Source organism: Streptomyces sp. NPDC102406, assembly GCF_044765725.1.
GTDB lineage: Bacteria > Actinomycetota > Actinomycetes > Streptomycetales > Streptomycetaceae > Streptomyces.
Genome location: NZ_JBIWKP010000007.1, coordinates 204,384 through 227,991, shown reverse-complemented (window position 1 = coordinate 227,991; position 23,608 = coordinate 204,384). Strand labels below are relative to the sequence as shown.

At 70.0% G+C, this 23,608-nt stretch carries 24 protein-coding genes; 14 read left to right on the top strand and 10 right to left on the bottom strand.

The window, feature by feature from the left end:
* Positions 1–161 precede the first annotated feature (161 nt).
* From ACIRF8_RS26955 to cimA, 6 genes are all read left to right on the top strand, one after another.
* Positions 162–905 carry a DUF969 domain-containing protein gene (locus ACIRF8_RS26955; RefSeq protein WP_404218591.1) on the top strand — a complete coding sequence of 248 codons (744 nt, stop codon included), beginning with the start codon at positions 162–164 and terminating at the stop codon, positions 903–905.
* Positions 902–1,867: a DUF979 domain-containing protein gene (locus ACIRF8_RS26950; protein WP_404218589.1), complete on the top strand. Its 966-nt coding sequence runs from the start codon at positions 902–904 to the stop codon at positions 1,865–1,867. Before ACIRF8_RS26955 ends, ACIRF8_RS26950 begins: the two co-directional genes overlap by 4 nt.
* 56 nt (positions 1,868–1,923) lie before the next feature.
* Positions 1,924–2,568 (top strand): pyroglutamyl-peptidase I, encoded by a 645-nt coding sequence (gene pcp / locus ACIRF8_RS26945; protein ID WP_404218587.1) that lies wholly within the window; start codon positions 1,924–1,926, stop codon positions 2,566–2,568.
* 138 nt (positions 2,569–2,706) lie between these two features.
* The gene (locus ACIRF8_RS26940) at positions 2,707–3,678 is read left to right on the top strand and encodes a DUF2891 domain-containing protein (RefSeq protein WP_404218585.1); all 972 of its coding nucleotides are present in this window, start codon (positions 2,707–2,709) and stop codon (positions 3,676–3,678) included.
* A 92-nt stretch (positions 3,679–3,770) separates the two neighbouring features.
* On the top strand, positions 3,771–5,081 hold the full coding sequence (locus tag ACIRF8_RS26935; RefSeq protein WP_404218583.1) for an MFS transporter: 1,311 nt from the start codon (positions 3,771–3,773) through the stop codon (positions 5,079–5,081).
* Positions 5,082–5,383: 302 nt separating this feature from the next.
* Positions 5,384–6,979 (top strand): citramalate synthase, encoded by a 1,596-nt coding sequence (gene cimA, locus ACIRF8_RS26930; protein WP_404218581.1) that lies wholly within the window; start codon positions 5,384–5,386, stop codon positions 6,977–6,979.
* A gap of 79 nt (positions 6,980–7,058) precedes the next feature.
* Here the strand turns inward: cimA and ACIRF8_RS26925 are convergent, their stop codons facing one another.
* A complete protein-coding gene (locus tag ACIRF8_RS26925; protein ID WP_404218786.1) occupies positions 7,059–8,909 on the bottom strand; it encodes a ricin-type beta-trefoil lectin domain protein in 1,851 nt (616 codons plus the stop codon).
* 172 nt (positions 8,910–9,081) lie between these two features.
* On the opposite strand from ACIRF8_RS26925, the gene ACIRF8_RS26920 reads away from it, so the two are divergent.
* The 3 genes from ACIRF8_RS26920 to ACIRF8_RS26910 all read left to right on the top strand — a co-directional run bounded on the left by ACIRF8_RS26920 (position 9,082) and on the right by ACIRF8_RS26910 (position 11,842).
* Entirely contained in the window at positions 9,082–10,437 is a 1,356-nt protein-coding gene (locus ACIRF8_RS26920) for a hypothetical protein (RefSeq protein ID WP_404218579.1), read from the top strand.
* A gap of 122 nt (positions 10,438–10,559) precedes the next feature.
* A complete protein-coding gene (locus tag ACIRF8_RS26915) occupies positions 10,560–11,189 on the top strand; it encodes an HAD family hydrolase (protein WP_404218577.1) in 630 nt (209 codons plus the stop codon).
* Entirely contained in the window at positions 11,186–11,842 is a 657-nt protein-coding gene (locus ACIRF8_RS26910) for a hypothetical protein (protein WP_404218575.1), read from the top strand. Before ACIRF8_RS26915 ends, ACIRF8_RS26910 begins: the two co-directional genes overlap by 4 nt.
* A gap of 19 nt (positions 11,843–11,861) precedes the next feature.
* Here the strand turns inward: ACIRF8_RS26910 and ACIRF8_RS26905 are convergent, their stop codons facing one another.
* From ACIRF8_RS26905 to ACIRF8_RS26895, 3 genes are read right to left on the bottom strand one after another with little or no spacing between them, the layout of a single operon-like run.
* Positions 11,862–13,235: an oxidoreductase gene (locus tag ACIRF8_RS26905; RefSeq protein WP_404218573.1), complete on the bottom strand. Its 1,374-nt coding sequence runs from the start codon at positions 13,233–13,235 to the stop codon at positions 11,862–11,864.
* On the bottom strand, positions 13,219–13,425 hold the full coding sequence (locus ACIRF8_RS26900) for a DUF397 domain-containing protein (protein ID WP_404218571.1): 207 nt from the start codon (positions 13,423–13,425) through the stop codon (positions 13,219–13,221). The genes ACIRF8_RS26905 and ACIRF8_RS26900 overlap by 17 nt, the downstream gene beginning before the upstream one ends.
* Entirely contained in the window at positions 13,422–14,228 is an 807-nt protein-coding gene (locus tag ACIRF8_RS26895; RefSeq protein WP_404218569.1) for a helix-turn-helix domain-containing protein, read from the bottom strand. The genes ACIRF8_RS26900 and ACIRF8_RS26895 overlap by 4 nt, the downstream gene beginning before the upstream one ends.
* A gap of 111 nt (positions 14,229–14,339) precedes the next feature.
* Here ACIRF8_RS26895 and ACIRF8_RS26890 point away from each other — a divergent pair, with 111 nt between their 5' ends.
* Entirely contained in the window at positions 14,340–14,756 is a 417-nt protein-coding gene (locus ACIRF8_RS26890; protein WP_404218567.1) for an ATP-binding protein, read from the top strand.
* Here ACIRF8_RS26890 and ACIRF8_RS26885 read toward each other — a convergent pair.
* On the bottom strand, positions 14,747–16,387 hold the full coding sequence (locus ACIRF8_RS26885) for a cytochrome bc complex cytochrome b subunit (protein ID WP_404218565.1): 1,641 nt from the start codon (positions 16,385–16,387) through the stop codon (positions 14,747–14,749). The two genes, ACIRF8_RS26890 and ACIRF8_RS26885, sit on opposite strands and share 10 nt — an antisense overlap.
* A 164-nt stretch (positions 16,388–16,551) precedes the next feature.
* A complete protein-coding gene (locus ACIRF8_RS26880) occupies positions 16,552–17,160 on the bottom strand; it encodes a YceI family protein (RefSeq protein ID WP_404218563.1) in 609 nt (202 codons plus the stop codon).
* A gap of 255 nt (positions 17,161–17,415) precedes the next feature.
* Between ACIRF8_RS26880 and ACIRF8_RS26875 the strand changes: the two genes are divergently transcribed.
* Entirely contained in the window at positions 17,416–17,925 is a 510-nt protein-coding gene (locus ACIRF8_RS26875; RefSeq protein WP_404218561.1) for a hypothetical protein, read from the top strand.
* An 18-nt stretch (positions 17,926–17,943) separates the two neighbouring features.
* On the opposite strand, the gene ACIRF8_RS26870 is transcribed toward ACIRF8_RS26875, so the two are convergent.
* On the bottom strand, positions 17,944–18,366 hold the full coding sequence (locus ACIRF8_RS26870; protein ID WP_404218559.1) for a MarR family winged helix-turn-helix transcriptional regulator: 423 nt from the start codon (positions 18,364–18,366) through the stop codon (positions 17,944–17,946).
* A 180-nt stretch (positions 18,367–18,546) separates the two neighbouring features.
* Here ACIRF8_RS26870 and eno point away from each other — a divergent pair, with 180 nt between their 5' ends.
* The 3 genes from eno to ACIRF8_RS26855 all read left to right on the top strand — a co-directional run bounded on the left by eno (position 18,547) and on the right by ACIRF8_RS26855 (position 21,852).
* The gene (eno, locus tag ACIRF8_RS26865) at positions 18,547–19,830 is read left to right on the top strand and encodes a phosphopyruvate hydratase (RefSeq protein WP_404218557.1); all 1,284 of its coding nucleotides are present in this window, start codon (positions 18,547–18,549) and stop codon (positions 19,828–19,830) included.
* Positions 19,831–20,028: 198 nt separating this feature from the next.
* Complete coding sequence (locus ACIRF8_RS26860; protein WP_404218555.1) at positions 20,029–21,624, top strand: acyl-CoA carboxylase subunit beta; 1,596 nt, start codon at positions 20,029–20,031, stop codon at positions 21,622–21,624.
* 36 nt (positions 21,625–21,660) lie between these two features.
* Complete coding sequence (locus ACIRF8_RS26855) at positions 21,661–21,852, top strand: acyl-CoA carboxylase subunit epsilon (RefSeq protein WP_404218553.1); 192 nt, start codon at positions 21,661–21,663, stop codon at positions 21,850–21,852.
* Between the two features lie 80 nt (positions 21,853–21,932).
* Here ACIRF8_RS26855 and ACIRF8_RS26850 read toward each other — a convergent pair whose 3' ends face one another.
* From ACIRF8_RS26850 to ACIRF8_RS26840, 3 genes are all read right to left on the bottom strand, one after another.
* Positions 21,933–22,523, bottom strand: a complete 591-nt coding sequence (locus ACIRF8_RS26850; protein WP_356494527.1) for an ATP/GTP-binding protein — start codon at positions 22,521–22,523, stop codon at positions 21,933–21,935.
* Positions 22,504–23,091 carry a DUF742 domain-containing protein gene (locus ACIRF8_RS26845; RefSeq protein WP_404218551.1) on the bottom strand — a complete coding sequence of 196 codons (588 nt, stop codon included), beginning with the start codon at positions 23,089–23,091 and terminating at the stop codon, positions 22,504–22,506. The genes ACIRF8_RS26850 and ACIRF8_RS26845 overlap by 20 nt, the downstream gene beginning before the upstream one ends.
* A 93-nt stretch (positions 23,092–23,184) precedes the next feature.
* Complete coding sequence (locus ACIRF8_RS26840; RefSeq protein WP_026057603.1) at positions 23,185–23,598, bottom strand: roadblock/LC7 domain-containing protein; 414 nt, start codon at positions 23,596–23,598, stop codon at positions 23,185–23,187.
* Positions 23,599–23,608 lie beyond the last annotated feature (10 nt).

The following is a 23,608-nucleotide window of genomic DNA, read 5'->3' as shown; positions in this document are numbered from 1 at the left end:
GATCGTTCAACAATCCGACAAGGGGTCACTTTGATGGGTGATGGGCCACAACCTCTTGTTCGATCGTTCAACGATCACCTAGGGTCCGTGCAATCCCCACGGAGACGGACCGTCCGGTTCCGTGCCCTCCCCGTGCCCCTCGTCCCGAAGAAGGCGGCCGCATGATCGTGCTCCTCGGCGTGCTCGTGGTGATCCTCGGATTCGTCACGCGCCGCAATCCCGTCCTGGTGGTCGGCGTCGCCGGTATCGCCACCGGGCTGCTCGGCAAGATGAACCCGCGGGAGATCCTCGCCGCCTTCGGCCACGCGTTCGCCGACAGCCGGTCGGTCACCGTCTTCGCCATCGTGCTCCCCGTGATCGGCCTCCTGGAGCGCTACGGGCTGCGCGAGCAGGCCCGCACCCTCATCGGGAAGCTCGGCAAGCTCAGCGCCGGCCGCTTCCTCACCGTCTACCTGCTGGTCCGCCAGGTCACGGCCGCCTTCGGGCTCAACAACCTCGGCGGCCCCGCGCAGACCGTGCGGCCCCTCGTCGCGCCCATGGCCGAGGCCGCCGCCGAACGCACCGCCGGAGCCAGGCTCCCCGACAAGCTGCGCGAGAAGGTCCGCTCCTACTCGGCCTCCGCCGACACCGTCGGCCTCTTCTTCGGCGAGGACTGCTTCATCGCGATCGGCTCGATCCTGCTGATCACCGGGTTCGTGAACTCCACCTACCACCAGGAACTCGAACCGACCCAACTCGCCCTGTGGGCGGTGCCGTTGGCCGTCTGCGCCTTCGTCATCCACGGCTCCCGGCTCCTCCTGCTCGACAAGAAGCTGGAGCGCGAGATGGCCCTGGCCGCCGCCGAGAACGACCTGCCGCTGCCGCCGCAGGCATCGGGACAGTCCCGTGAGGAGTCCGCCAAGTGATCAAGGTCGAATGGCTCTACTGGCTCATCGGTCTCGTCTTCGTCGTCATGGCCCTCCAGATGGCGGCCGACCGCACCAACCCCAAGCGATGGACGTCCGCCGCCTTCTGGGGCCTGCTCGGACTGACCTTCCCCTACGGCACCGGAGTCGTCGAGGGCGGCGCGAGCTGGACCCTGCCCGCCGAACCGCTCGGCGTCGCCGTCCTCGCGCTCATCGTGCTCGCCGGGTTCAACTTCATCGGCAAGGGCGTCCCCGTCACGACCACGCAGGAGCAGCGCGAGGCGTCGGCGGCCCGCCTGGGCAACAAACTCTTCGTCCCGGCGCTCACCATCCCGCTCGTCGCCATCGTCTGCGCGTCCTTCCTCGACGACTCGGGCCTCTTCGAGACCGGCAAGGCCACACTGATCGGACTCGGCCTCGGCTGTATCGCGGCACTCGTCGTCGGCATGCTCGTCACGGGCGAGCGCAAGGTGTCCGTCCCGATCCACTCCGGCCGCTCGATGCTGGAGGCGATGGGCTCGGCCCTGCTGCTGCCCCAGCTCCTGTCCGTCCTCGGCTCGATCTTCGCCGTCGCCGGGGTCGGCACCCAGGTCGGCACCATCGTGAACGACCTCCTGCCGGACAACTCGAAGTACTTCGCCGTCATCGCCTACTGCGTCGGCATGTTCCTGTTCACCGTGATCATGGGCAACGCGTTCGCGGCGTTCCCCGTGATGACCGCGGCGATCGGCTGGCCGGTGCTCATCCAGCAGATGCACGGCAACGAGGCCGGGGTGCTCGCGATCGGCATGCTCGCCGGGTTCGCCGGAACGCTCTGCACCCCCATGGCGGCCAACTTCAACATCGTCCCCGCGTCGCTGCTCGAACTGAAGGACCAGTACGGGCCGATCAAGGCACAGGTGCCGACGGCGCTCGCGCTGCTCGTCTGCAACATCGTGATCATGGCGGTCTTCGCCGTCTGAAGGACGCTCGGAGGACGTTCCGCCCGTCCCGTCCCTACGCTCAGGAGGCATCTCCCATGACCCGGGTCCTGCTCACCGGATTCGAACCCTTCGGCGGGGAGTCCGTGAACCCGTCCTGGCAGGCGGCCGAACGCGTCGCCGCCGCGCCGCCGGACGGTCTCGCCGTCACCGCGGTCCAGCTCCCCTGTGTCTTCGGGGAGTCGCTGACCGCGCTGCGCTCCGCCCTCGACCGGGTCCGGCCCGAACTGGTGGTCTGCCTCGGCCAGGCGGGCGGCCGTCCCGGCGTCACCGTCGAACGGGTCGCGATCAACGTCGACGACGCGCGTATCCCCGACAACGCCGGGGCCCAGCCGGTCGACGAACCCGTCGTGCCCGGGGGGCCTGCCGCGTACTTCTCGTCCCTGCCGGTGAAGGCGTGCGTGGCGGCGGTGCGGGATGCCGGGGTGCCGGTGGCACTGTCCCATACGGCCGGTACGTTCGTCTGCAATCACGTCGCGTACGGGCTGGCGCACCTTCTTGCGACCGAACACCCCGGCGTCCGGGGCGGCTTCGTCCACGTTCCCTGGGCCCCGTCCCAGGTTCTGGACGGATCGGCGCCGTCGCTTCCCGCGGAGGTGGTGGCGGACGGTGTCCGGGCCCTCCTGGCCACCGCCGCCACCACCACCCAGGACCTCCGGTCCACGGAGGGCACCACCCACTAGCCGCCCTTCGCCCGCGACCAGCCACGACGAAGGGCGCACCGGACGATGAGCGAGCCCCGTCAGGGGCGCGGGGAACTGCGCGACCAGCATCCACCGGGCCCGCGCCCCGTACCCGACGCACCCCCCCGGAGAGGAACCATGCCGAGCCCGGAAAAGACCGCCGAACTAGCCGCAGCCAACGTCACCCGCGAGTTCCCCAACTTCCCCGCCCACCTCGTCACATCCCCCGCCGAGAACACCCGTCCCAGCGCCCTCCACCCGGCCTTCTACGGCGCCTACGACTGGCACTCCTCGGTGCACATGCACTGGCTGCTCATGCGGACCCTCCCCGAACTCCCCGCCGCCACCGCGACGCCGTACACCGACGTACTCGACCGGCATCTCACCCCCGCCCACCTCGCCCGCGAGGCCGCCTACCTCCTGGACCGGCCCGGGTTCGAGCGGCCGTACGGCTGGGCCTGGCTGATCGCGCTCGCCGCCGAGGCCCGCGGCACGCGCTGGGGCCCCGCGTTCGCCCCCGCCGTGGACGCGGTCGAGCGGCTGCTCACGGGCTGGCTGCCGAAGGCCACGTATCCCGTGCGCCACGGCGTCCACACCAACAGCGCCTTCTCCCTCGGCCTGATCCTGGACACCGGGAAGGCGGCGGGTCTCACGGACGCGACCCTCGACGGCGTCCGCGACCGCCTGCGCACCTGGTTCGCCGGTGACCACGACGCGCCCGCCCACTGGGAACCCTCCGGCCAGGACTTCCTGTCGCCCGCGCTCACGGAGGCCGACGCGATGCGCCGGGTCCTGACCGCGGCCGAGTTCCCCGAGTGGCTGGACCGGTTCCTGCCCGCGCTGCGCACCGGTGCGCCCTGTGCCGTGCTCGACGTCCCGGTCGTCTCCGACCACGCCGATCCGCACATCGGTCACCTCCTCGGCCTCACCCTCTCCCGGGCCGCCGCCCTGCGCGCCGTCGCGGGCGCGCTGGCCGGAGGCCCGGTACGGGCCCGTCTCACCGAGGCCGCCGACACCCACCTCGCGGCCGGTCTCCCCGCCGTCGGCAACGGCGACTTCACCACGGACCACTGGCTGGCCACGTTCGCGGAGCTCGCCCGCCGCGCCTGAACCCGCCGTGAACGAAATGAACGCAAGTACGCGCGATCGTTGCTTGGTACACCCTTGTCATGGGGCGCGGCGGTCCTCCATCGTGGCCCCCCATGGGACGAGAGCAATGGAAGAAAGTGCTGGTCGGATCGGCCGGGAACATGGTCGAGTGGTTCGACTGGTTCGTGTACGCGAGCTTCGCCACGTACTTCGCGGGGTCCTTCTTCCCGGACGGCAACCCGACCGCCCAGCTCATGAACACGGCCGGCATCTTCGCCGTCGGCTTCTTCATGCGCCCGGTGGGCGGCTGGCTGCTCGGCCGGGTCGGTGACCGCAAGGGCCGCAAGGCGGCGCTCACGCTGACGGTGTCGTTGATGTCGGCGTCCGCGGTGCTCATCGCCGTCGCGCCGACCTACGCCGTCGCCGGGTACGGCGGCGCCGTCGTCCTGCTCGTCGCCCGCCTCCTGCAAGGACTGTCGGTCGGCGGCGAGTACGCGGCCAGCGCCACCTACCTCACCGAGGCGTCCGACCCGAAGCGGCGCGGCTTCGCCTCCAGCTTCCAGTACGTGTCGATGACGGCGGGCCAGATCGTCGGCCTCGGCCTCCTGCTCATCCTCCAGCGCGCCTTGTCCGACGAGGCCCTGCACAGTTGGGGCTGGCGCCTGCCGTTCGTCGTCGGCGCGCTCGGCGCGGCCGTCATCTTCTACCTGCGCCGCAACATGCTGGAGACGGACGTCTACGAGGAGTCCGCCGACGAAGGCCAGGTGGCCGGCGACGACAAGGGCACCGTGAAGGCCCTGTGGGCGCACAAGCGCGAGGCGTTCCTCGTCATCGCGCTGACCATGGGCGGCACGGTGGCGTACTACACGTACACGACCTACCTCACCAAGTACCTCTCCAACTCGGCGGGTCTCAGCAAGCAGACGGCGACCCTCGTCTCGTTCTGCGCGCTGATCGTCTTCGCCTGCCTCCAGCCGCTCGCGGGCGCCCTCTCGGACCGGATCGGCCGCCGCCCGCTGCTGATCACCTTCGCCGTCGGCTCGACCTTCCTGACCGTCCCGATCATGACGCTGCTCCGGCACGCCGGTTCCTTCTGGCCCGCCCTCGGACTGTCGCTGCTGGCGCTCGTCGTCGTCACCGGCTACACGTCCATCAACGCGTGCGTGAAGGCCGAGCTGTTCCCGACCGGCATCCGCGCCCTCGGCGTCGCCCTCCCGTACGCCATCGCCAACGCCCTGTTCGGCGGCACCGCCGAGTACGTCGCCCTGTGGTTCAAGGACGGCGGCATGGAGTCCGGTTTCTACTGGTACGTCGCCGGGTGCGCGGCCGTGTCGCTCATCGTCTACCTGAGCATGCGCGAGACCCGCGACATCGACCTGAACCGGGTCAAGTCGGCGGAGACGGCCATGGAACCGGCGGCCTGAAGATCCTTCGCCCGCATCGTGAGACCACAGTCCGGACCCGTCCGGGCTGTGGCAGACTGCGGGCGTGCTCTCGTTCGCCATGATTATTGGCAGCAGGCGCGCCGGTCCGCAGTGACCGCCACGTACGACCACGTACGGGCGGACACCGTCGTCCTCGACCCGCGCGCAGACCTCTCGCACCCGCGAGGGGTTTTTCTGTTTCTGGCCCACCCGCAGCCAGGCGGAGAGCGCGCGGGATCATAGTCGGACGGTGGAGCCGGTCATTCCGGTAGACCGAGATCCCATACAGGAGCCAGATCAGCATGAACGAACTCGACGATTCCTTCCACGTCTTCGACACGACCCTGCGCGACGGAGCGCAGCGTGAGGGCATCAACCTCACGGTCGCGGACAAGCTGACCATCGCACGGCACCTGGACGACTTCGGCGTGGGCTTCATCGAGGGCGGCTGGCCCGGCGCCAACCCCCGTGACACGGAGTTCTTCGCCCGGGCACGCGAGGAGATCGACTTCCGGAACGCGCAGCTCGTCGCGTTCGGCGCGACCCGCCGCGCGGGCGCCCAGGCGGCGCAGGACCCGCAGGTCCAGGCGTTGCTCGACTCGGGGGCTCCGGTGATCTGCCTGGTCGCCAAGTCCCATGACCGGCATGTCGAACTGGCCCTGCGCACCACCCTGGAGGAGAACCTGGAGATGGTCCGCGACACCGTCTCCCACCTGGTGGCGCAGGGGCGGCGGGTCTTCGTCGACTGCGAGCACTTCTTCGACGGCTACCGCGCCAACCCCGGCTACGCGAAGTCGGTCGTACGCACCGCGCACGAGGCGGGCGCCTCCGTCGTCGTGCTCTGTGACACCAACGGCGGCATGCTGCCCGCCCAGGTGCAGGCGATCGTGCACACGGTCCTGGACGACACGGGGGCCCGCCTCGGCATCCACGCGCAGGACGACACGGGCTGCGCGGTCGCCAACACGCTGGCCGCCGTCGACGCGGGCGCCACCCATGTGCAGTGCACGGCCAACGGCTACGGCGAGCGGGTCGGCAACTCCAACCTGTTCCCCGTCGTCGCGGCCCTGGAGCTGAAGTACGGCAAGAAGGTGCTGCCCGAGGGCGCGCTGAGCGAGATGACGCGGATCTCGCACGCGATCGCCGAGGTCGTGAACCTGACCCCCTCCACGCACCAGCCCTATGTCGGTGTCTCCGCGTTCGCCCACAAGGCGGGCCTGCACGCCTCCGCGATCAAGGTCGACCCGGACCTGTACCAGCACATCGACCCGGACCTGGTCGGCAACCGCATCCGGATGCTGGTCTCCGACATGGCGGGCCGCGCCTCGATCGAGCTGAAGGGCAAGGAGCTGGGGGTCGACATCTCGGGCGACCGCGAACTGGTCGGCCGGGTCGTCGAGCGCGTCAAGGACCGCGAACTTCAGGGCTACACGTACGAGGCCGCCGACGCCTCCTTCGAACTCCTCCTGCGCGAGGAGGCCGAGGGCCGGGCCCGCCGCTACTTCGAGGTCGAGTCCTGGCGCGCCATCGTCGAGGACCGCCCCGACGGCAGCCACGCCAACGAGGCGACCGTGAAGCTGTGGGCCAAGGGCGAGCGCATCGTCGCCACCGCGGAGGGCAACGGCCCGGTCAACGCCCTCGACCGCGCCCTGCGCGTCGGCCTGGAGCAGATCTATCCGCAGCTCGCCAAGATGGAGCTGGTCGACTACAAGGTCCGCATCCTGGAGGGCAAGCACGGCACGTCCTCCACGACCCGCGTGCTGATCTCCACGACGGACGGCGCCGGTGAATGGTCCACGGTCGGTGTCGCGGAGAACGTGATCGCGGCGTCGTGGAACGCCCTGGAGGACGCGTACACGTACGGCCTGCTCCGCGCCGGGGTCGAGCCGGTCGAGTAGCCGCGTCGCATCGCCGGAGGGGCTGTGGATCAAGCCCCTCCGGCGATCGAGGTCCGGGGCAGAGCCCCGTGACGGCCACCTACGACAGGGCCCACTTCTGATTACCGGCCCCCGTGCACGACCAGATCTGCACAGCGGTCCCGTCCGCGCTGGAATTCCCGGTCACGTCGAGGCACTTGTCGGCGGCGGCATTGACCAGGTCCCCGGACGACGCCTCGTACCGCCACTGCTGCGCACCCGTGCCGTTGCAGTCGTAGAGCTGCACCTTCGCGCCGTCGGCGGTCGAGCCCCCACTCACGTCGAGGCACTTGCCGAGCGCTCGCACGGTGCCGTCGGCCTTCACGGTCCACGTCTGGTTCTGCGATCCGGTGACGCACGACCAGATCTGCGCGACGGCCCCGTTGGCCGTCGACCCGTCCCGCACGTCGAGGCACTTGCCGCCGAGCCCGTGGAAGGCCCCCACCCGGTCGGCGCCCCCGGCCTGCGTCCCGCTCCAGGTGAAGGTCGCCGACGTCCTGCCCGGCAGTGAGTAAGTGACGTGCTGGCCGCCCCAGTTCAGGGTGACGTCCTTCGCCGTCGAGGCGCCGTTGTAGGCGATGACGGCCTTCGAGCCGTCGGTGTTGCGCCAGGAGACGTTCGGCACGGTGCTCGAAGCGGTCGAGGCGATCCGCGAGGCGCCGGGCCGCACGAACTTCGTCAGGTGCCCCATCGTGTAGTACTCGATGGTGTAGTCGACCTGCCCGCTCCTCGCGTCCCCGTTGTGCACGGTGATCAGCCCGTCGCAGGTGCCGCAGCCACCGTTGTGCGGACCGCGGTTCTGGTCCACGGCCAGCGACCACTTGGTCACCGACTTCGCCCAGTTGCGGGTGTAGTCGATGATGTTCATCATGTCCTCGCGCTGCTGGTCGGCGATCCAGGTGCCGCCCGAGTGCTCGGTCTGGAAGGCGTCGAGCTGCGGGTACTTGGAGTGGATCTCGGTCTGCTTGGCGATGTCGCCGCCGTAGCCGTGCCAGGCGATCCCGCCGAAGTTCGGGTGGGCGCGCACCGCCGCGTCGTCCACGGTCGGCGCCGCGTAGGCGTCGTAGGTGTCCCAGTTCCAGTCGTGGGCGAGCACCTTGGTCCGCAGACCGGCGCCGGCCAGCTTCGGCAGCAGCTCGCTCTTGGTGAAGTACGCGAGCCCCGAGCCGTTCCAGCTCATCGAGGGGTAGCCGGAACAGCACGTCGGCTCGTTCTGCGCGGTGACGTAGTCGATGGGCACCCCGGCCGCCTGGTACGCCTGGAGGTACTTCACGAAGTAGTTCGCGTAGGCCCCGTAGTTCTCGGCCTTCAGCCAGCCGCCGTTGAGCTGCCCGCTGTCCTTCATCCAGGCGGGCGCGGTCCACGGCGAGGCCATCACGGTGGCGGCCGGGTTGAGCTGCTTGGCCTGCTTGGTCAGCGGCAGCACGTCGGCCTGGTCGTGCGCGATCGAGAACTTGGCCAGCGTCGGATCGCTCTGCCCGGCCGGTACGTCGTCGTACGTGTATCCGAAGCGGGCGAGGTCGGAGCCGCCCATGGGGTTGCGGACGAAGGAGAGCCCGATGCCCTCGGTCGGCGAGAACAGCTTCCTCATCGTCGCGTCACGGGTGGCCGTCGACAGGGCGCCACTGCTGTTCATCAGCCAGGCCGCGGTGTCCGTGAAGGAGGCGCCGCCGCCCGTGAACGTCTGGTAGCGGGTGTTCTCGTCGACGGTGATCACGGTGCCGCTGCCACCGGTGCCCGCCTGGAACGCCACCGGGGCCTGCTGTTGCAGCCCGCGCGTCACATGGCGACCGCCGCTGTCGTCGGTGGTGGTGAGATGGACGGTGACCTGCTCGCCCGCGGCGTGGGCCGTGCTCGCTCCCGCGCCTGCGAGGCCGACGGTGGTCAGCGCCCCGGCCAGCAGCAGCCGCATCAGGGTGGGGGGTCTTGAGAGGGTGCGCACGATGCCTCCTGTGTCCCGACAGTCAACGCTCATGGCTTAGTTCAAGACGTGAGTTAAAGATGCTTTCATGCTCACGTCAAGGCTTCAGGTCGCGAACCACCCCGACCCGTCATTCCCGCCCCGACTGGGTTAGCGTCAAGGTATGAGGCCCTCCATAGCAGCCGTCGCCGCCCCGCTGCTCGCCCTCGCCGCGATGCTGACCGCCGCGCCCGCCGCCTTCGCCGGGACGGACGTCTCCACCGTCGCGGACGCCCTGGAGAAGGGCCCGGTGTACGTCGATCCGGCCGTCTCCGGCGACTTGACCTCGCAGGACGTCGACGCGCTCGAGAAGAAGATCAAGGACGCGGACAAGCCGGTGATGGTGGTGGTGCTGCCCGCCGACTTCCCGAAGCGGGACCTGTTCAACGACCTCCGTACGAAGACGGGGGTCGTCGGCGTGTACGGCGTCCGGCTCGGTGACGCCTTCGACGCCCGCGCCGACCACCAGGTCATGTCGAACGACGCCGTTCGGAACCTGACGACGAGCGTGCGCGGCGAGCCGGCGCGGCAGCAGCTCGACGACTTCGTGGACACGGCCGTCCGCACGGCGCGCGGCACGGCCCCCTCGTCCTGGGGCGGCGGCGCGGACGCGGACAGCGGTGTCCCCGTCGGTGGGCTGATCGGCGTCGGCGCGGTCGTCCTGGCCGGTGGCGCGGGGGTCTACGCCCTCACCCGCCGCAACCGGCGCCGCCGCGAGGAGGAGCAGCGCGAGGCCCTGGACAAGCTGCGGGTCGTGGTCGACGAGGACATCACCGCGTTCGGCGAGGAACTGGACCGGCTCGACTTCCACCCGGCCGAGGCGGGCGCCGACGACGCGATGCGCGCCGACTACGAGCGGGCCCTCGACGCGTACGAGAAGGCCAAGCAGTACATGGCCGCGGCCCAGCGTCCCGAAGACGTACGCGGCGTCACCCAGGCTCTGGAGGACGGCCGCTTCTCCCTCGCCCTGCTGGCCGCCCGCCGCGAGGGCCGCCCCCTGCCCGAACGCCGCGCGCCCTGCTTCTTCGACCCGCGCCACGGACCCTCGGTCCAGGACGCGCGGTGGACGCCGCCGGGCGGAGCGCCCCGCGAGGTCCCGGTCTGCGCGGCGGACGCGACCCGGCTGCGGGACGGCGTAGAACCGCTGGTGCGCACGGTCGACGCCGGGGCGGGCGAGCGCCGCCCGTACTACGACGCGGGCCCGATGTACGGCCCCTGGGCCGGTGGCTACTTCGGCGGCGGCATCCTGCCCGGCCTGCTGGTCGGCACGATGCTCGGCTCCATGATGTCGGGCCCGGCGTACGGGGCGGACTACGGCACCGGATACGGCGACTTCGGCGGCGACCAGTTCGGCGGCGGCGACTACTCGGGGGCCGACTTCGACTCCTCGGACTTCGGCGGCGACTTCGGCGGCGGGTTCGGGGACGGGGGCGGCGGCGACTTCGGCGGCGGAGGCGGTGACTTCGGGGGCGGTTCCTGACGCGTCCCTGAGCGGCAACGCGCGCCGTGGCGGGCCGAGTTCGACCTCCCCCGCCGATGGGCGGCGGGCTGCTACCGTGATGCGGCCAGCACTGTGCGCACCGGCCGTGAACGGAGCAGACCGTGCCCGACGCAGACGTGATCCTCTTCGATCTCGGGGGCGTGCTCTTCTGCGACCCCTGGGAGACGCTGCTCCTCACGCCGGGACAGGGGCTCGCCGACCGGCTCGGGGTCCCGCGGCGCGAGGCCGAGGCCGTCGGCGAACAGCTCTGGGACTCCTTCTCCGTCGCGCCCGCCGAGGAGTCCGACTACTGGGAGCAGTGCGCGGCCGGACTCGGAGTGCCGCTGCCCGCGGAGCTGATCCGCCAGGTCGAGCGGGACCTGCTGGCCCCGAGCCCCTGGGCGCAGGACTTGATCGAGTCCGCCGCCGCGACCGGCGCTGACCTCGGCATCGCCTCGAACAACACGTCGTTCTGGTACGCGAGACAGGCCACGGCCCTGGACCTGGACAAGTGGATCGACCCGGCGCTCGTCTACGTGTCGCACGACCTCGGCGTGACGAAGGGGACCCCCGGGCGGGGTCTTCTCGACATCGCGGCCGAGGCGCTCGCCGGACGCCGGACCGGACTGGTCGAGGACCGCGAGGCCAATCTTCGCCGGGCGGCGGCTCTGGGCCTGCGCCCCCTACCGTACGCCTACGGACGTGACGGCGACCGTTTCCCGGACTTCTCCGCCTCCGGGGTGGGTGGATGACCGCGCTCGGGCCGCCGGGGCCGCGCCCACCGACACCGCCGCCGGAACCGGCCCCCGACCCGCCCCCCGCCGCGGTCCTCCCGGTCGCCGTACAAGCCTTGCTGACCGAGTACAACTCGCTGCGCCAGGAGAGCCTCCAGGCCATCAGCAACCGTATTCAGATCATGAACTTCGCGTTCACCTCCCTCGCCGTGATCATGGCGGCCATCCTCAGTACGTCCGTCTCCCCGCTGCTCATCGTGCCGATCTGCCTCGTGTTCATCCCGGTCAGCGCGAAGGCGAGCCTGTTGATATGGCTCGGCGAGTACCACCGCTCCCAGCGCGCGGGCCGGGGCGTCGCGGGGATCGAGACCCGGATCAACGAGCACCTCTCCGAGCCCGGCCTGCTGTCCTGGGAGTCCGGCCTCATCTCCACGCGTACGCACATGAGTTACCCGTACGCGGCCACAGCGGCCTACATGCTGTCGGCCGGGGTCCTGGCCCATGTCGTGGGGATCTACTTCCTCGCGGGAATCGTCGACGGACACGGCAGGACACCGACGCTGGTGGTGGTGGTCGCCGCGGCGGTCTACGCGCTGGCGCAGGAAGCGGTGTTCTTCCGGTTCTTCCTGCGCAGGTGGCGCGCGATCAGGGCGTTCTCGCACAGCCAGTGACACCCGGCCCGCAGCGCGCCTAATTACGGCTGAGGGCCCGGGTCACACCGGCGAGGACGGTCGTCGTCAGCACCCAGCCAAGGGCGATCAGTACGTACGCGAGCCCCTGGACGCCGCCTTCGGCCCAGTGCCAGCCGTCCCGTTGACCGAGCCCGCCCACCGGGATCAGCAGGTCGAGGGTGTACGCGACCGGGTTGAACGGCGCGCCCTCGCCCTTCTTGTTCGGCAGGGGAGTGTGGGTGTGGAAGACGAGCGAGCCGACCAGGGTGAGCACCACCAGCCAGATCCCGGCGATCCACGGCCGGTAGCCGTAGCCGACGGTCCCCTCCAGGAGCCAGCCCCACAGCCGCCCGAGGGGGCGCTGGGTGGCCCGCCGCCGCCGTTCCCGCACCAGAAGGACCCGCCGCGCCTCGTCCTCGTGCCCCAGCTTCCGGTAGTGCGACGCAAGCTGCTCGTAGGGCTGTGGGGTGAACCCGGACTGGAGGCGCAGCCACGCCAGCCGGTTCGCGGTGTCCTCGTGCTGCGTGGTGGCCGTCGACTCCATCCAGTCGTACACCAGCCCGTCCAGACCCAGCGGGGCACGCCAGGTGGACGGACGGTCCTGGAGGCGCGTCGCCCGCGCGTTGCGCAGGTCCACGCCGCCCGCCGGGGGCCGGGCGAACCGCAGGTCCAACGCCTCCACCTGCGCCCCGACCGCCATCAACGACGAGCCGACGCCCAGGAGTTCTGCCTCGTGGAACGACAACAGGTCCTCGATCCGCGCCCCGCGCAGCCGCACCCGTCCCTCCGCCCGGAACCCCTGGTGCAGCCGGACCGTCGACGCCCGCAGCGCGTCCCCGTTGAACGCGAGCTCCTCCGGTGCCTCCGCGACGATCCGCGCCCCCTGCATCCACAGCCCGCCGGGCAACTCGGCGCCGGGCAGCAGAACTTGGCCGTGCGCCACGAACCCGTTCTTGCAGAAGACACCGCCCTGCATGACCAGACCGCCCGCGTTCAGCGCGATCCCCTCGGTCGCCACCAAGTGGGCGCGGTCGAGCATCAGCCCACCCGCTATGTGCGCCAGGGTCACGTTCACGGCGCCCCGGGGCCCGCCGGTGATCGTGGACCCCCGCAGATCCAGCCGCCCCCCGATCTGCGCCGTCGGCGCCACGAACCCGGGCAGCACACAGTCCGCGACGGTGAACGCCAGCGTGCTCGCGCCCTCCAGCGTCATCGGCCCGTCGAACCGGCACCCCTCGAACCGCACGAGCCGCCTGATCTCGGCCCCGTCCAGCGCGAGCGCCCCGCGAATGTGGGCGCCGGTCAACGTGTACGGGTCCGACCCGGCGTCCGGATCGAGAATCTCCCGCCTGACCTGCTCGGCGTCGACGCTCCGCTCAGGGGCGGGCGACATGGGTACGGAGGAACGCGACCCAGGTCCCCGGGGTGACGGTGAGCACGGCTCCGGTGGCGGGGTCGTTCTTGGAGTCGCGGATGTGGATGGCGGTGGCGTGGGCGGCGACCTCCAGGCAGTTGCCGCCCTGGTCCGTGCTGTAACTGGATTTGACCCAGCCGAGTCCTGTGGTGGGTGCCGCGGTGTTCATGAGGCTCCTAGCAGTCCGTCCAGCAGACGCGCGCTCTCGTCGGGGGACAGCGCCTGTGACCGCAGCATTCCATACTTCAGGTGCAGGTTACTTACGTCTTCGGGGCTGTCCAGAACCGTGCTCACCCGGTGCCCCTCGACGAAGACGACAAAGTCGTGGTCAGGGTTTTCCAGCAGCACCATCGGACCGGCGAGCCCCGCGTGCGGCCACTGCTTGGTCAGCATGATCTGCACGCCAAGGCCGTGCAGTCGGCCCAACTCCAGGATGCGAAGGTACTGCCCGCGCATCACCTCGGGACCGCCGACCGGTTTGTGCAGCGCGGCTTCCTCGATGATGAAGTGCGCCCAGGGCGGATGCTCGCGCGTCCAGATCCGCTGCCGGTCCATATGTCCGTTGACCCAGTCCTCGGCTGTCTCGTCGCCGACGGGCGGATAACTGGAGTCGAAGACCGCCCGCATGTACTCCGGCGTCTGGAGCAGACCGGGCACCGTCTGCTGCTCGTACGTCAGGATCGTCAGGGCCTTCTCCTCGAACTCCACCAAGTCCGCGACGATCAGCGGGTACTTCTCCTTCTTCGGCACTTTGGCCACCGCGACGGCCAGAACCCCTTTGGTCTCCAGCAGATCGTCGATCCGGGCCGCCAGTGCCAGATCGACCGGGCGTCGGCCTTGCTCGATGGAGGCCATCTTGTCGTGGCTGACGCACAGCCGGTCGGCCAGACCCGTCTGCGTCAGCCCGGACCACTTACGGAAATGCGCGATCTGCGCCCCGACCGCATGCCACGAAGTCACTTGCTTCTTCATACGCGCACCGTTCCCATTCTCCACACACCCGGACCCGCCCGGACTCGTACAAACGCAGATGTACGACCTGCCGCGCTGCCCCGGCCACGGTCCCCGTACGACAGTCACCGCATGGAACAACTGCCGTACCGGCGCGAGGCGTTCTACCGGCGCGAAAGCAAATCGGTGCCTGCGGCCCGCGCGTTCACAGCCTGGGCTCTCGATGACTGGCATGCAATCGAACGCCTTGACGATGTACTCCTGTGCGTCAGCGAGCTGGCGACGAACGCGCTGCTGCATGGCGTGCCGCCGGGGAGAGGTTTCCGGCTGCACATCGCGATGTGTGCGCACCGGGTGATCCGGGTCGAGGTGCACGACAGCGGCGACGGCACGGTGGCGCCGAGCGCACCGCGGGCGGAGGAGGAACACGGCCGGGGACTGCTCCTGGTCGCGGCGCTCGCCGACAAGTGGGGCGTCGGCGAGCGGGACCCGGGAAAGAGCGTGTGGTGCGAGTTCGAGGCGGAGCCGGGGCCGGGCCCTCAGTGCTGACGTACGGGCGCCCGCTCCTCGCCGCTCTCGATCTCGTGCGGCCGGGCCTTGGGGATCCGGGACCCCTCCCCGTACATCCACCGGGACAGGGCGACCCGCACCCGTTGCGTGGCGCGCACGCGGCGCCGTACGCCGTGCTCGTCCGTGTCGGGCGGCGCTTCGAGCGCGGCGGGCTCCTCGTGCTGGGTGAGGAGATACAGCTCGCCCTGCGACAGGGGCTCGTGGACTTCGGCGTACTCCCCGTGCGGGAGGCGCTTGATGCGGCCCGTCTCCCGGCCGTGCAGGACCTTGTCGCGGTCCCGGCGCTGGAGACCGAGGCAGACCCGCTTCGTGACGACGTACGCGAGGACGGGACCGGCGATCAGCGCGACGCGGGCGCACCACGTGATGACGTTCACGGAGAGATGGAAGTGCGTGGCGATGAGATCGTTGCCACCGGCGCCGAGCGCCACGAAGAAGCCGGTCAGCCAGGCGACGCCGAGACCCGTGCGCACGGGCCGGTTGCGGGGCCGGTCCAGGAGATGGTGTTCGCGGCGGTCGCCGGTGATCCACGCCTCGACGAACGGCCAGATGCCGATGAGGACCAGCCACAGCGGGAACGCGACGAGCGGGACGAGGATGCCGAGGTTGAGGGTGTGGCCCCAGAAGGCGTACTCCCAGCCGGGCATCACACGGACCAGCCCCTCCGCGAAGCCGAGGTACCAGTCGGGCTGGGCGCCCGTCGAGACCTGGTCGGGGCGGTAGGGTCCGTAGACCCAGACCGGGTTGATCGACGCGACGGCCGCGATCGCCGCTACGACGCCGAAGACCAGGAAGAAGAAGCCGCCCGCCTTGGCCAGGTAGACGGGGAAGAACGGCTGGCCCACCACATTGCGTTCGGTCTTTCCGGGCCCGGGGAACTGGGTGTGCTTGTGGTAGAAGACGAGGATCAGGTGGGTCACGACGAGCGCCGCCATGATGCCCGGCAGCAGCAGGACGTGGATCGAGTAGAAGCGGGCCACGATGTCGTCACCCGGGAACTCGCCACCGAAGAGGAAGAACGTCAGATACGTCCCGACGACCGGGACGGACAGCGTCATCCCCTCGATGAGGCGCATGCCCGCGCCGGACAGCAGGTCGTCGGGGAGCGAGTACCCGAGCAGGCCCTCGAACAGGGCGAGGAACAGCAGGAGCCAGCCGAACAGCCAGTTCAGCTCGCGCGGCTTGCGGAACGAACCGGTGAAGAAGTGCCGCATCATGTGCACGAACATCGCCGCGACGAAGATCAACGCCGACCAGTGGTGGATCTGCCGGATGAGCAGTCCGCCGCGCACGTCGAAACTGATGTCGAGAGTCGAGGAGTACGCCTCCGACATCCGGACGCCGTTCAGCGGGACGTAGCCGCCGTGATATTCCACCTCGTTCATCGACGGATGGAAGAACAGCGTCAGATAGACGCCGGTGAGGACCAGGACGATGAACGTGTAGAGGCAGATCTCGCCCAGCAGGAACGACCAGTGGTCGGGGAAGACCTTGCGCAGATACTTGCGGCCCAGGCCGTGGATGCCGAGGCGGCCGTCGGCCCAGTCGGCGACGCGCTCGCCGGCCGTGGGTGCCTGCCGCGGTGTGGCATGGGTGGTGCTGTCGGACATGACTGCCTCCCGTCGGTGCTCACAGCCCTGACGGCCGGGGAGGGCCGGGATGTGACATCGGACGGGGCCGGTGTGAGGCAGGTCACGCGCGCGGGCGCCGGACACGACGAGTTGGCGGCCACGCGTCTCGTGGCCGCCTCAACTCGCTGGTCGCCCCGCAGGGGTCAGGCGTTCTTGATCGCCGAGATGTCGAAGCTCAGCTTGATCTTGTCGGAGATGAGGACGCCGCCGGTCTCCAGCGCCGCGTTCCATGTCAGGCCCCAGTCGGAGCGCAGGATCTCGGCCTTGCCCTCGAAGCCGACGCGCACGTTGCCGAACGGGTCCTTCGCGGAGCCGTTGTACTCCAGGTCGATGGTGAGCGGCCTGGTGGTGCCGAGGATCGACAGGTCGCCCGTGACGCGGTAGTCCGAGCCGCCCAGCGCCTCGGCGGACGTCGTACGGAACGTCATCGCCGGGAACTCGTCGATCTTGAAGAAGTCGGCGCTCTTGAGGTGAGCGTCGCGGTCGGCGTTGCCCGTGTCGATGCTCGCCATCTGTACGTCGAACGTCGCGGTGGACCTGCTCGGGTCCTCGCCGTCCAGGTGCAGCTCACCGGTGAAGTCGGTGAAGCCGCCCTTCACGTTCGTCACCATGGCGTGCCGGGCGACGAAACCGAGGGTCGTGTGCGCGGCGTCGACCGTGTAGTCGCCGGTGAGGGCGGCCAGGCCCGGGTCGACCGCGACGGCGGCGGGGGTGGTGGTGGCGGTCTCGCTCTTGCGGCCGAAGATGCCCATGACGTGCTCCTTGGGGACGGGCGGCACGACGGTGCCGCGTGATGTTGAAAGTTGAACTATCAACTGAGGACGACTGTAGCGCGATGATGTTCAACTTTCAACAGAAGCGCGGCGGCTCTTTTCCCCCACGTCCCGACGGGGTGCGTGCAGGCCCTCTTCCGGACGCGCGTAGAACCCGGGACCATCTCCTTGCCGCCCGCACCACGGCGCTCCACCTGCACCACAGCCGTTCCCAGCAGCAGGGAGGACCCCCTCATGCGCATCCGCTCCGCACTCACCGCGCTCGCCCTCGCCACCGGCGCCCTCGTGGCGCCGGGCTTCGGCGTCCTGACCACGGCGACGGACGCCTTCGCCGTCACCAAGATCAGTCACTCCACGGCGACCTCGATGTTCAGCTCGGTCGGCATCACCTGGTCCTCGTCAGGTGGCTGCTCGAACCGCGCCAACTCCACCTGTACGTCCTTCGACCAGCTCAACCTCGCCACCGCCCAGGGCGCCCAGACCCTCAAGCGCGCCACCGGCTGCGCCCTCAACATCACCGGCGGTACGGAGACCGGCCACGCGAGCGGCACGTACTCCCACTGGAACGGTTACAAGCTCGACTACGGCAAGAACACCTGCGTCACCAACTACATCAAGAACACCTTCACCTACATCGGGCTTCGTGGTGACGGCGCGCCCCAGTACCAGTCGGGCTCCGGCAACATCTACGCCGACGAGGGCAACCACTGGGACGTCCTCTACTACAACTGCGGCGGCTGCTGAGCCGGACGTCCGCGGACGCTAGCGCGCGGCCAGTCGCTCCATGAGGGCGGCGCCGCGCGCCAGCAACTCCCGCTCCTCGCCGGTGAGTTCGGCCTCGATGGCCTGGGCGAGCCAACCCGCCCGGCGGCCCCGCTCCGTCTCCAGCGCGACCCGTCCGGCGTCGGTGAGCTCGACGAGGGACTTACGGCCGTCCGTGGGGTGGGGGCGCCGGGTGATCAGACCCTGCTCCATCAGAAGACCCACGGCGCGGGCCATCGACTGGGGGCGTACGCGCTGATCGGTGGCGAGGTCGCTGGTGGTCATGGCGCCCTCGCGGTCCAGGGCGCCGAGCACGGCCACCTGCCCGAGCGGAATCTTGTCCTCGTGCTTCACGCGCCGCGTGAGCTTGCCCATCGCGGTACGCAGTTCGGCGGCGACGGCGGCGGATTCCGGGGTGGGCATACGGAACTTTAACCCGCGGGTAGCGGCCCCGCCGTGCCTGCGCAGCCAAACTGAACAGGGCCGCTGAACAGCATTACTGAACAGCAGAACTGAACAGCAATGCTGTAGAGTCCGGGTGTCGGGCTCAGCGCCAGCGTCGTCGCAGCCGGGGCCCGGCACGTGACAAGCGAGGGAACTCCCATGACCGTCACCGGCACCACCACCGCCATCCGTTCCGTCACCGCCCGCACCGTCCTCGACAGCCGCGGCAACCCCACCGTCGAGGTCGACGTGGTCCTCGCCGACGGGTCCCTGGGCCGCGCCGCCGTCCCCTCCGGCGCCTCCACCGGCGCCCGCGAAGCCGTCGAACTGCGCGACGGCGACTCGCGGCGCTGGCACGGCAAGGGGGTCGACCGGGCGGTCGAGCACGTGCGGGGCGAGATCGCGGCAGCGGTCACCGGCCGCGACGCCGACGACCAGGCGGGCCTGGACGCGGCCCTGGTCGCGCTCGACGGCACCCCCACCAAGTCCCGGCTCGGCGCCAACGCCCTGCTCGGCGTCTCCCTGGCCACCGCCAAGGCCGCCGCGACCGCCCACCGCCTGCCCCTCTACCGCTACCTCGGCGGCTCGGACGCCCGCGTCCTGCCGGTGCCGATGATGAACATCGTCAACGGCGGCGCCCACGCCGACAACCCGCTGGACTTCCAGGAGTTCATGATCTCGCCGGTCGGCGCCGCGACCTTCGCCGAGGCCGTCCGGATGGGCTCCGAGGTCTTCCACACCCTGCGCCGCGACCTGCTCGCCGCCGGCCACTCGACGGCCGTCGGCGACGAGGGCGGCTTCGCGCCCGCCTTGCGCACCGCCGAGGAAGCCCTCGACTTCGTCATGGCCGCCGTCGAACGCGCCGGATACCGCCCCGGCCAGGACATCGGCCTCGTCATGGACCCGGCGTCCTCGGAGTTCCACCGCGACGGCCTCTACGTCTACGAGGGCGAGGGCGTCCGGCGCACCACCGCCGAGCAGGTCGACCACCTGGCCAAACTGATCGACAGCTATCCGGTGCTCTCCGTCGAGGACCCCATGGCCGAGGACGACCTCGACGGCTGGCGCGCACTGACCGCCCGCGTCGGCGCCCGCTGCCAGCTCACCGGCGACGACGTGTTCTGCACGAACGAGACGCTCGTACGCGAGGGAATCCGCACCGGGGTCGGCAACGCGGTCCTGGTCAAGGTCAACCAGATCGGTACGCTGACCGAGGCGCTCGGTACCGTGTCCGCCGCGCGGCGGGCCGGCTGGGCGGCGGTCATCTCGCACCGCTCCGGCGAGACCGAGGACACGACGATCGCCGACCTGGCCGTCGCCACCGGCTGCGGCCAGATCAAGACGGGCTCCCTGTCCCGCTCCGACCGCACGGCCAAGTACAACCGGCTCATGCGGATCGAGGAGCAACTGGGCGACTCGGCCGTGTACGCGGGCGCCCTGTGAACGGCCCCCACCCGACCGACCCGGTGTGAGGCGCATCTCACCGACGGCCTTTGTATGACCTCCACAAGGCGGGAGGGTCCTGAGCAGTAGCTTCGCCTGCATGCGGGCCGGGTTCTGTCCGGGCCTACCAGGAAAACGGGCCGGAGACTGTTCGAAGTCGACGGCCCGTTTCCTTGGTCGGCTTCGTAAGGTCACTACATGACCGTTTTGGACGACACCGCCTCCGCCCCCGGGGACGAGCCCACCGACGCCCGTGGGCGCGTGGCCGAGCTGCACGCGATCCGTCAGCAGGCCCTGCGCGGACCGAGCGACAAGGCGACCGAGGCCCAGCACGCGAAGGGCAAGCTGACGGCGCGCGAGCGCATCGAGCTGCTTCTGGACGAGGGGTCGTTCAAGGAGGTCGAGCAGCTTCGTCGGCACCGCGCGGTCGGCTTCGGCCTGGAGGCCAAGAAGCCGTACACCGACGGTGTCATCACCGGCTGGGGCACGGTCGAGGGCCGCACGGTCTTCGTCTACGCGCACGACTTCCGGATCTTCGGCGGCGCCCTGGGCGAGGCCCACGCCACGAAGATCCACAAGATCATGGACATGGCCATCGCGGCCGGTGCGCCGCTCGTCTCGCTGAACGACGGCGCGGGCGCCCGTATCCAGGAGGGCGTCTCCGCGCTCGCCGGCTACGGCGGCATCTTCCAGCGCAACACCAAGGCGTCCGGTGTCATCCCGCAGATCAGCGTGATGCTCGGCCCGTGCGCGGGCGGCGCGGCCTACAGCCCCGCCCTCACCGACTTCGTCTTCATGGTCCGCGAGACCTCGCAAATGTTCATCACCGGGCCGGACGTGGTCAAGGCGGTGACGGGCGAGGAGATCACCCAGAACGGTCTGGGCGGCGCCGACGTCCACGCCGAGACCAGCGGCGTTTGCCACTTCGCCTACGACGACGAGGAGACCTGCATCGGCGAGGTCCGCTACCTCCTGTCGATGCTCCCGCAGAACAACCGCGAGAACCCGCCGACCACCCACTCGGACGACCCGGCGGACCGCCGCGGCGACGTCCTCCTCGACCTGGTCCCGGCCGACGGCAACCGCCCCTACGACATGGCCAAGGTCATCGAGGAGCTCGTCGACGACGGCGACTACCTGGAGGTCCACGAGCGCTGGGCGCGCAACATCATCTGCGCCCTGGCCCGCCTCGACGGCCAGGTCGTCGGCATCGTCGCCAACCAGCCGCAGGCGCTGGCCGGCGTCCTGGACATCGAGGCCAGCGAAAAAGCTGCCCGCTTCGTCCAGATGTGCGACGCTTTCAACATTCCCATCGTGACGCTCCTCGACGTGCCGGGCTTCCTCCCCGGCGTCGACCAGGAGCACGGCGGCATCATCCGCCACGGTGCGAAGCTGCTCTACGCGTACTGCAACGCCACCGTGCCGCGCATCTCGCTCATCCTGCGCAAGGCGTACGGAGGTGCCTACATCGTCATGGACTCGCAGTCCATCGGCGCCGACCTCACCTACGCCTGGCCCACCAACGAGATCGCGGTCATGGGCGCCGAGGGCGCGGCCAACGTCATCTTCCGCCGTCAGATCGCCGACGCCGAGGACCCCGAGGCCATGCGCACCCGCATGGTCAAGGAGTACAAGGCCGAACTCATGCATCCGTACTACGCGGCCGAGCGCGGCCTGGTCGACGACGTCATCGACCCCGCCGAGACGCGCGAGGTGCTCATCCGCTCCCTGGCGATGCTCCGCACCAAGCACGCCGACCTGCCCTCCCGCAAGCACGGCAACCCGCCCCAGTAACGGCGCCCTGTCGACCTAGCCGTAGGAGACCTGCCCATGTCCACACCTGACATCCGTGTCGAGAAGGGCCACGCCGAGCCCGAGGAGGTCGCGGCCATCACCGCGATCCTCCTCGCCCGCGCCGCCGCAACCCCCGAGGCCCCGGCCCACCGTGGCCGCCTGACCCGCGCGGGCTGGCGCCGCCTGGAGCGCGAGCCGGGCTTCCGCGCCCCGCACAGTTGGCGCTGAGCGCCCCACCCGACGCGACCTACGACGACGGCCCCGCCCTCCTTCGGGAGAGCGGGGCCGTCGTCGTACGTCGCGGGTACCTACCGCAGCCGCGCCATCAGCGCGTGCTCCACCAGCGTGATCAGCGAGGACTTCGCGTCGGCGCGGTGGCGGGCGTCCGTCGTGATGATCGGGGTGTCGGGGCCGATCTGAAGGGCCTCGCGCACCTCGTCGGGGCCGTAGGGCTGGTTGCCGTCGAAGCCGTTGAGGGCGATGACGAACGGCAGGCCGCTGTTCTCGAAGTAGTCGACGGCCGGGAAGCAGTCTGCGAGGCGGCGCGTGTCCACGAGGACGACGGCGCCGATGGCGCCGCGCACCAGGTCGTCCCACATGAACCAGAAACGGTCCTGGCCGGGCGTGCCGAACAGGTACAGGATCAGGTCCTGGTCGAGCGTGATGCGGCCGAAGTCCATGGCGACCGTCGTGGTCGTCTTGTCCCCGGTGTGGGTGAGGTCGTCGATACCCGCGGACGCGGACGTCATGACGGCCTCGGTACGCAGCGGATTGATCTCCGACACGGCGCCGACGAACGTCGTCTTGCCGACGCCGAAGCCGCCCGCCACCACGATCTTCGCGGACGTGGTGGAGCGACTCTGAGCAACCGGCCCTCCGCTAGAGCTTGCGAAGTCCACTGAGCACCCTTTCGAGCAGTGTCACGTCTGGCTGGCCGCCGGCGTTCTCGTCGCCGCCGGGCTGATGGATGGCGACCAGGCCCGCCTCCGCCAAGTCGGCGACGAGAATCCTGGCCACGCCGAGGGGGATGGTGAGCAGGGCCGAGATCTCGGCCACCGACTTGATCTCTCGGCAGAGGTTGCAGATCCGCTGGTGCTCGGGCAGTTGGCCCTGCAACTGGTGCGGCTGCGCGGTCGTGTGCACCAGCGCCTCGATGGCGAGCTGGTAGCGCGGCCTGGTGCGACCGCCCGTCATGGCGTACGGGCGCACCAGGGGGTTGTTCGCGGCGGGCGCGGTCCTCGCGTCGGGACGTGGCTGCGGCTGCACGGGCTGGATGCGGGGCGCCGACGGCTGGTCGTAGGGACCGGGCTGCCGGACCGGCCGGGCGTGGCTCGGCGTGGAAGGGAAGTTGTACCGGTTCTGCGACCCGTCGTCACGACCGACGCCGGGCTGACCCTGACCCTGGGCAGGGCCGTAGTGCGGCCAGTGGGCCGACGAACCGCTCGGCGGTGTTGCTGAACCAGACACGTACTCCTCCTCCGACTGCGCTGGGCACCATCACTGTGGAGCCGCGTCCCGAAACTTTACGGCCACGGGACGCGAAAACGCACCGTCTGTCTGCTAGTTGAGAAGGCTTCCCTGAAGCTCCGCGCGCAGGTCGGGCGTGAGAACCGTGCCCGCGCGGTCGACAAGAAGTGCCATCTCGTACCCAACGAGGCCAATGTCCGCCTCCGGGTGTGCAAGGACGGCAAGGGAAGAACCGTCGGAGATGGACATGATGAAGAGGAATCCTCGCTCCATCTCCACAACTGTCTGGTTCACCGCGCCGCCCTCGAAGATGCGGGACGCGCCCGCGGTCAACGAGGTCAGTCCCGACGCGACGGCCGCCAACTGGTCGGCGCGGTCGCGGGGGAACCCTTCGGACATCGCCAGAAGGAGTCCGTCGGCGGAGACCACCACCGTGTGGGACACCCCGGGGGTGTTGTCCACGAAGTTGGTGATCAACCAGTTCAGGTTCTGTGCCGCCTGGCTCATCGGGCTCACA

Excerpts from the sequence above, each read along its gene's own strand:
- ACIRF8_RS26940 (WP_404218585.1), top strand. The coding sequence starts at position 2,707 with ATGCCGAGCCCGGAAAAGACCGCCGAACTAGCCGCAGCCAACGTCACC.
- ACIRF8_RS26875 (WP_404218561.1), top strand. The coding sequence starts at position 17,416 with ATGCGCATCCGCTCCGCACTCACCGCGCTCGCCCTCGCCACCGGCGCC.
- ACIRF8_RS26890 (WP_404218567.1), top strand. The coding sequence starts at position 14,340 with ATGGAACAACTGCCGTACCGGCGCGAGGCGTTCTACCGGCGCGAAAGC.
- ACIRF8_RS26905 (WP_404218573.1), bottom strand. The coding sequence starts at position 13,235 with ATGTCGCCCGCCCCTGAGCGGAGCGTCGACGCCGAGCAGGTCAGGCGG.
- pcp (WP_404218587.1), top strand. The coding sequence starts at position 1,924 with ATGACCCGGGTCCTGCTCACCGGATTCGAACCCTTCGGCGGGGAGTCC.
- ACIRF8_RS26860 (WP_404218555.1), top strand. The coding sequence starts at position 20,029 with ATGACCGTTTTGGACGACACCGCCTCCGCCCCCGGGGACGAGCCCACC.
- ACIRF8_RS26935 (WP_404218583.1), top strand. The coding sequence starts at position 3,771 with ATGGGACGAGAGCAATGGAAGAAAGTGCTGGTCGGATCGGCCGGGAAC.
- ACIRF8_RS26870 (WP_404218559.1), bottom strand. The coding sequence starts at position 18,366 with ATGCCCACCCCGGAATCCGCCGCCGTCGCCGCCGAACTGCGTACCGCG.
- ACIRF8_RS26920 (WP_404218579.1), top strand. The coding sequence starts at position 9,082 with ATGAGGCCCTCCATAGCAGCCGTCGCCGCCCCGCTGCTCGCCCTCGCC.
- ACIRF8_RS26955 (WP_404218591.1), top strand. The coding sequence starts at position 162 with ATGATCGTGCTCCTCGGCGTGCTCGTGGTGATCCTCGGATTCGTCACG.
- ACIRF8_RS26910 (WP_404218575.1), top strand. The coding sequence starts at position 11,186 with ATGACCGCGCTCGGGCCGCCGGGGCCGCGCCCACCGACACCGCCGCCG.
- ACIRF8_RS26900 (WP_404218571.1), bottom strand. The coding sequence starts at position 13,425 with ATGAACACCGCGGCACCCACCACAGGACTCGGCTGGGTCAAATCCAGT.
- ACIRF8_RS26840 (WP_026057603.1), bottom strand. The coding sequence starts at position 23,598 with ATGAGCCAGGCGGCACAGAACCTGAACTGGTTGATCACCAACTTCGTG.
- eno (WP_404218557.1), top strand. The coding sequence starts at position 18,547 with ATGACCGTCACCGGCACCACCACCGCCATCCGTTCCGTCACCGCCCGC.
- ACIRF8_RS26925 (WP_404218786.1), bottom strand. The coding sequence starts at position 8,909 with ATGCGGCTGCTGCTGGCCGGGGCGCTGACCACCGTCGGCCTCGCAGGC.
- ACIRF8_RS26855 (WP_404218553.1), top strand. The coding sequence starts at position 21,661 with ATGTCCACACCTGACATCCGTGTCGAGAAGGGCCACGCCGAGCCCGAG.
- cimA (WP_404218581.1), top strand. The coding sequence starts at position 5,384 with ATGAACGAACTCGACGATTCCTTCCACGTCTTCGACACGACCCTGCGC.
- ACIRF8_RS26885 (WP_404218565.1), bottom strand. The coding sequence starts at position 16,387 with ATGTCCGACAGCACCACCCATGCCACACCGCGGCAGGCACCCACGGCC.
- ACIRF8_RS26880 (WP_404218563.1), bottom strand. The coding sequence starts at position 17,160 with ATGGGCATCTTCGGCCGCAAGAGCGAGACCGCCACCACCACCCCCGCC.
- ACIRF8_RS26895 (WP_404218569.1), bottom strand. The coding sequence starts at position 14,228 with ATGAAGAAGCAAGTGACTTCGTGGCATGCGGTCGGGGCGCAGATCGCG.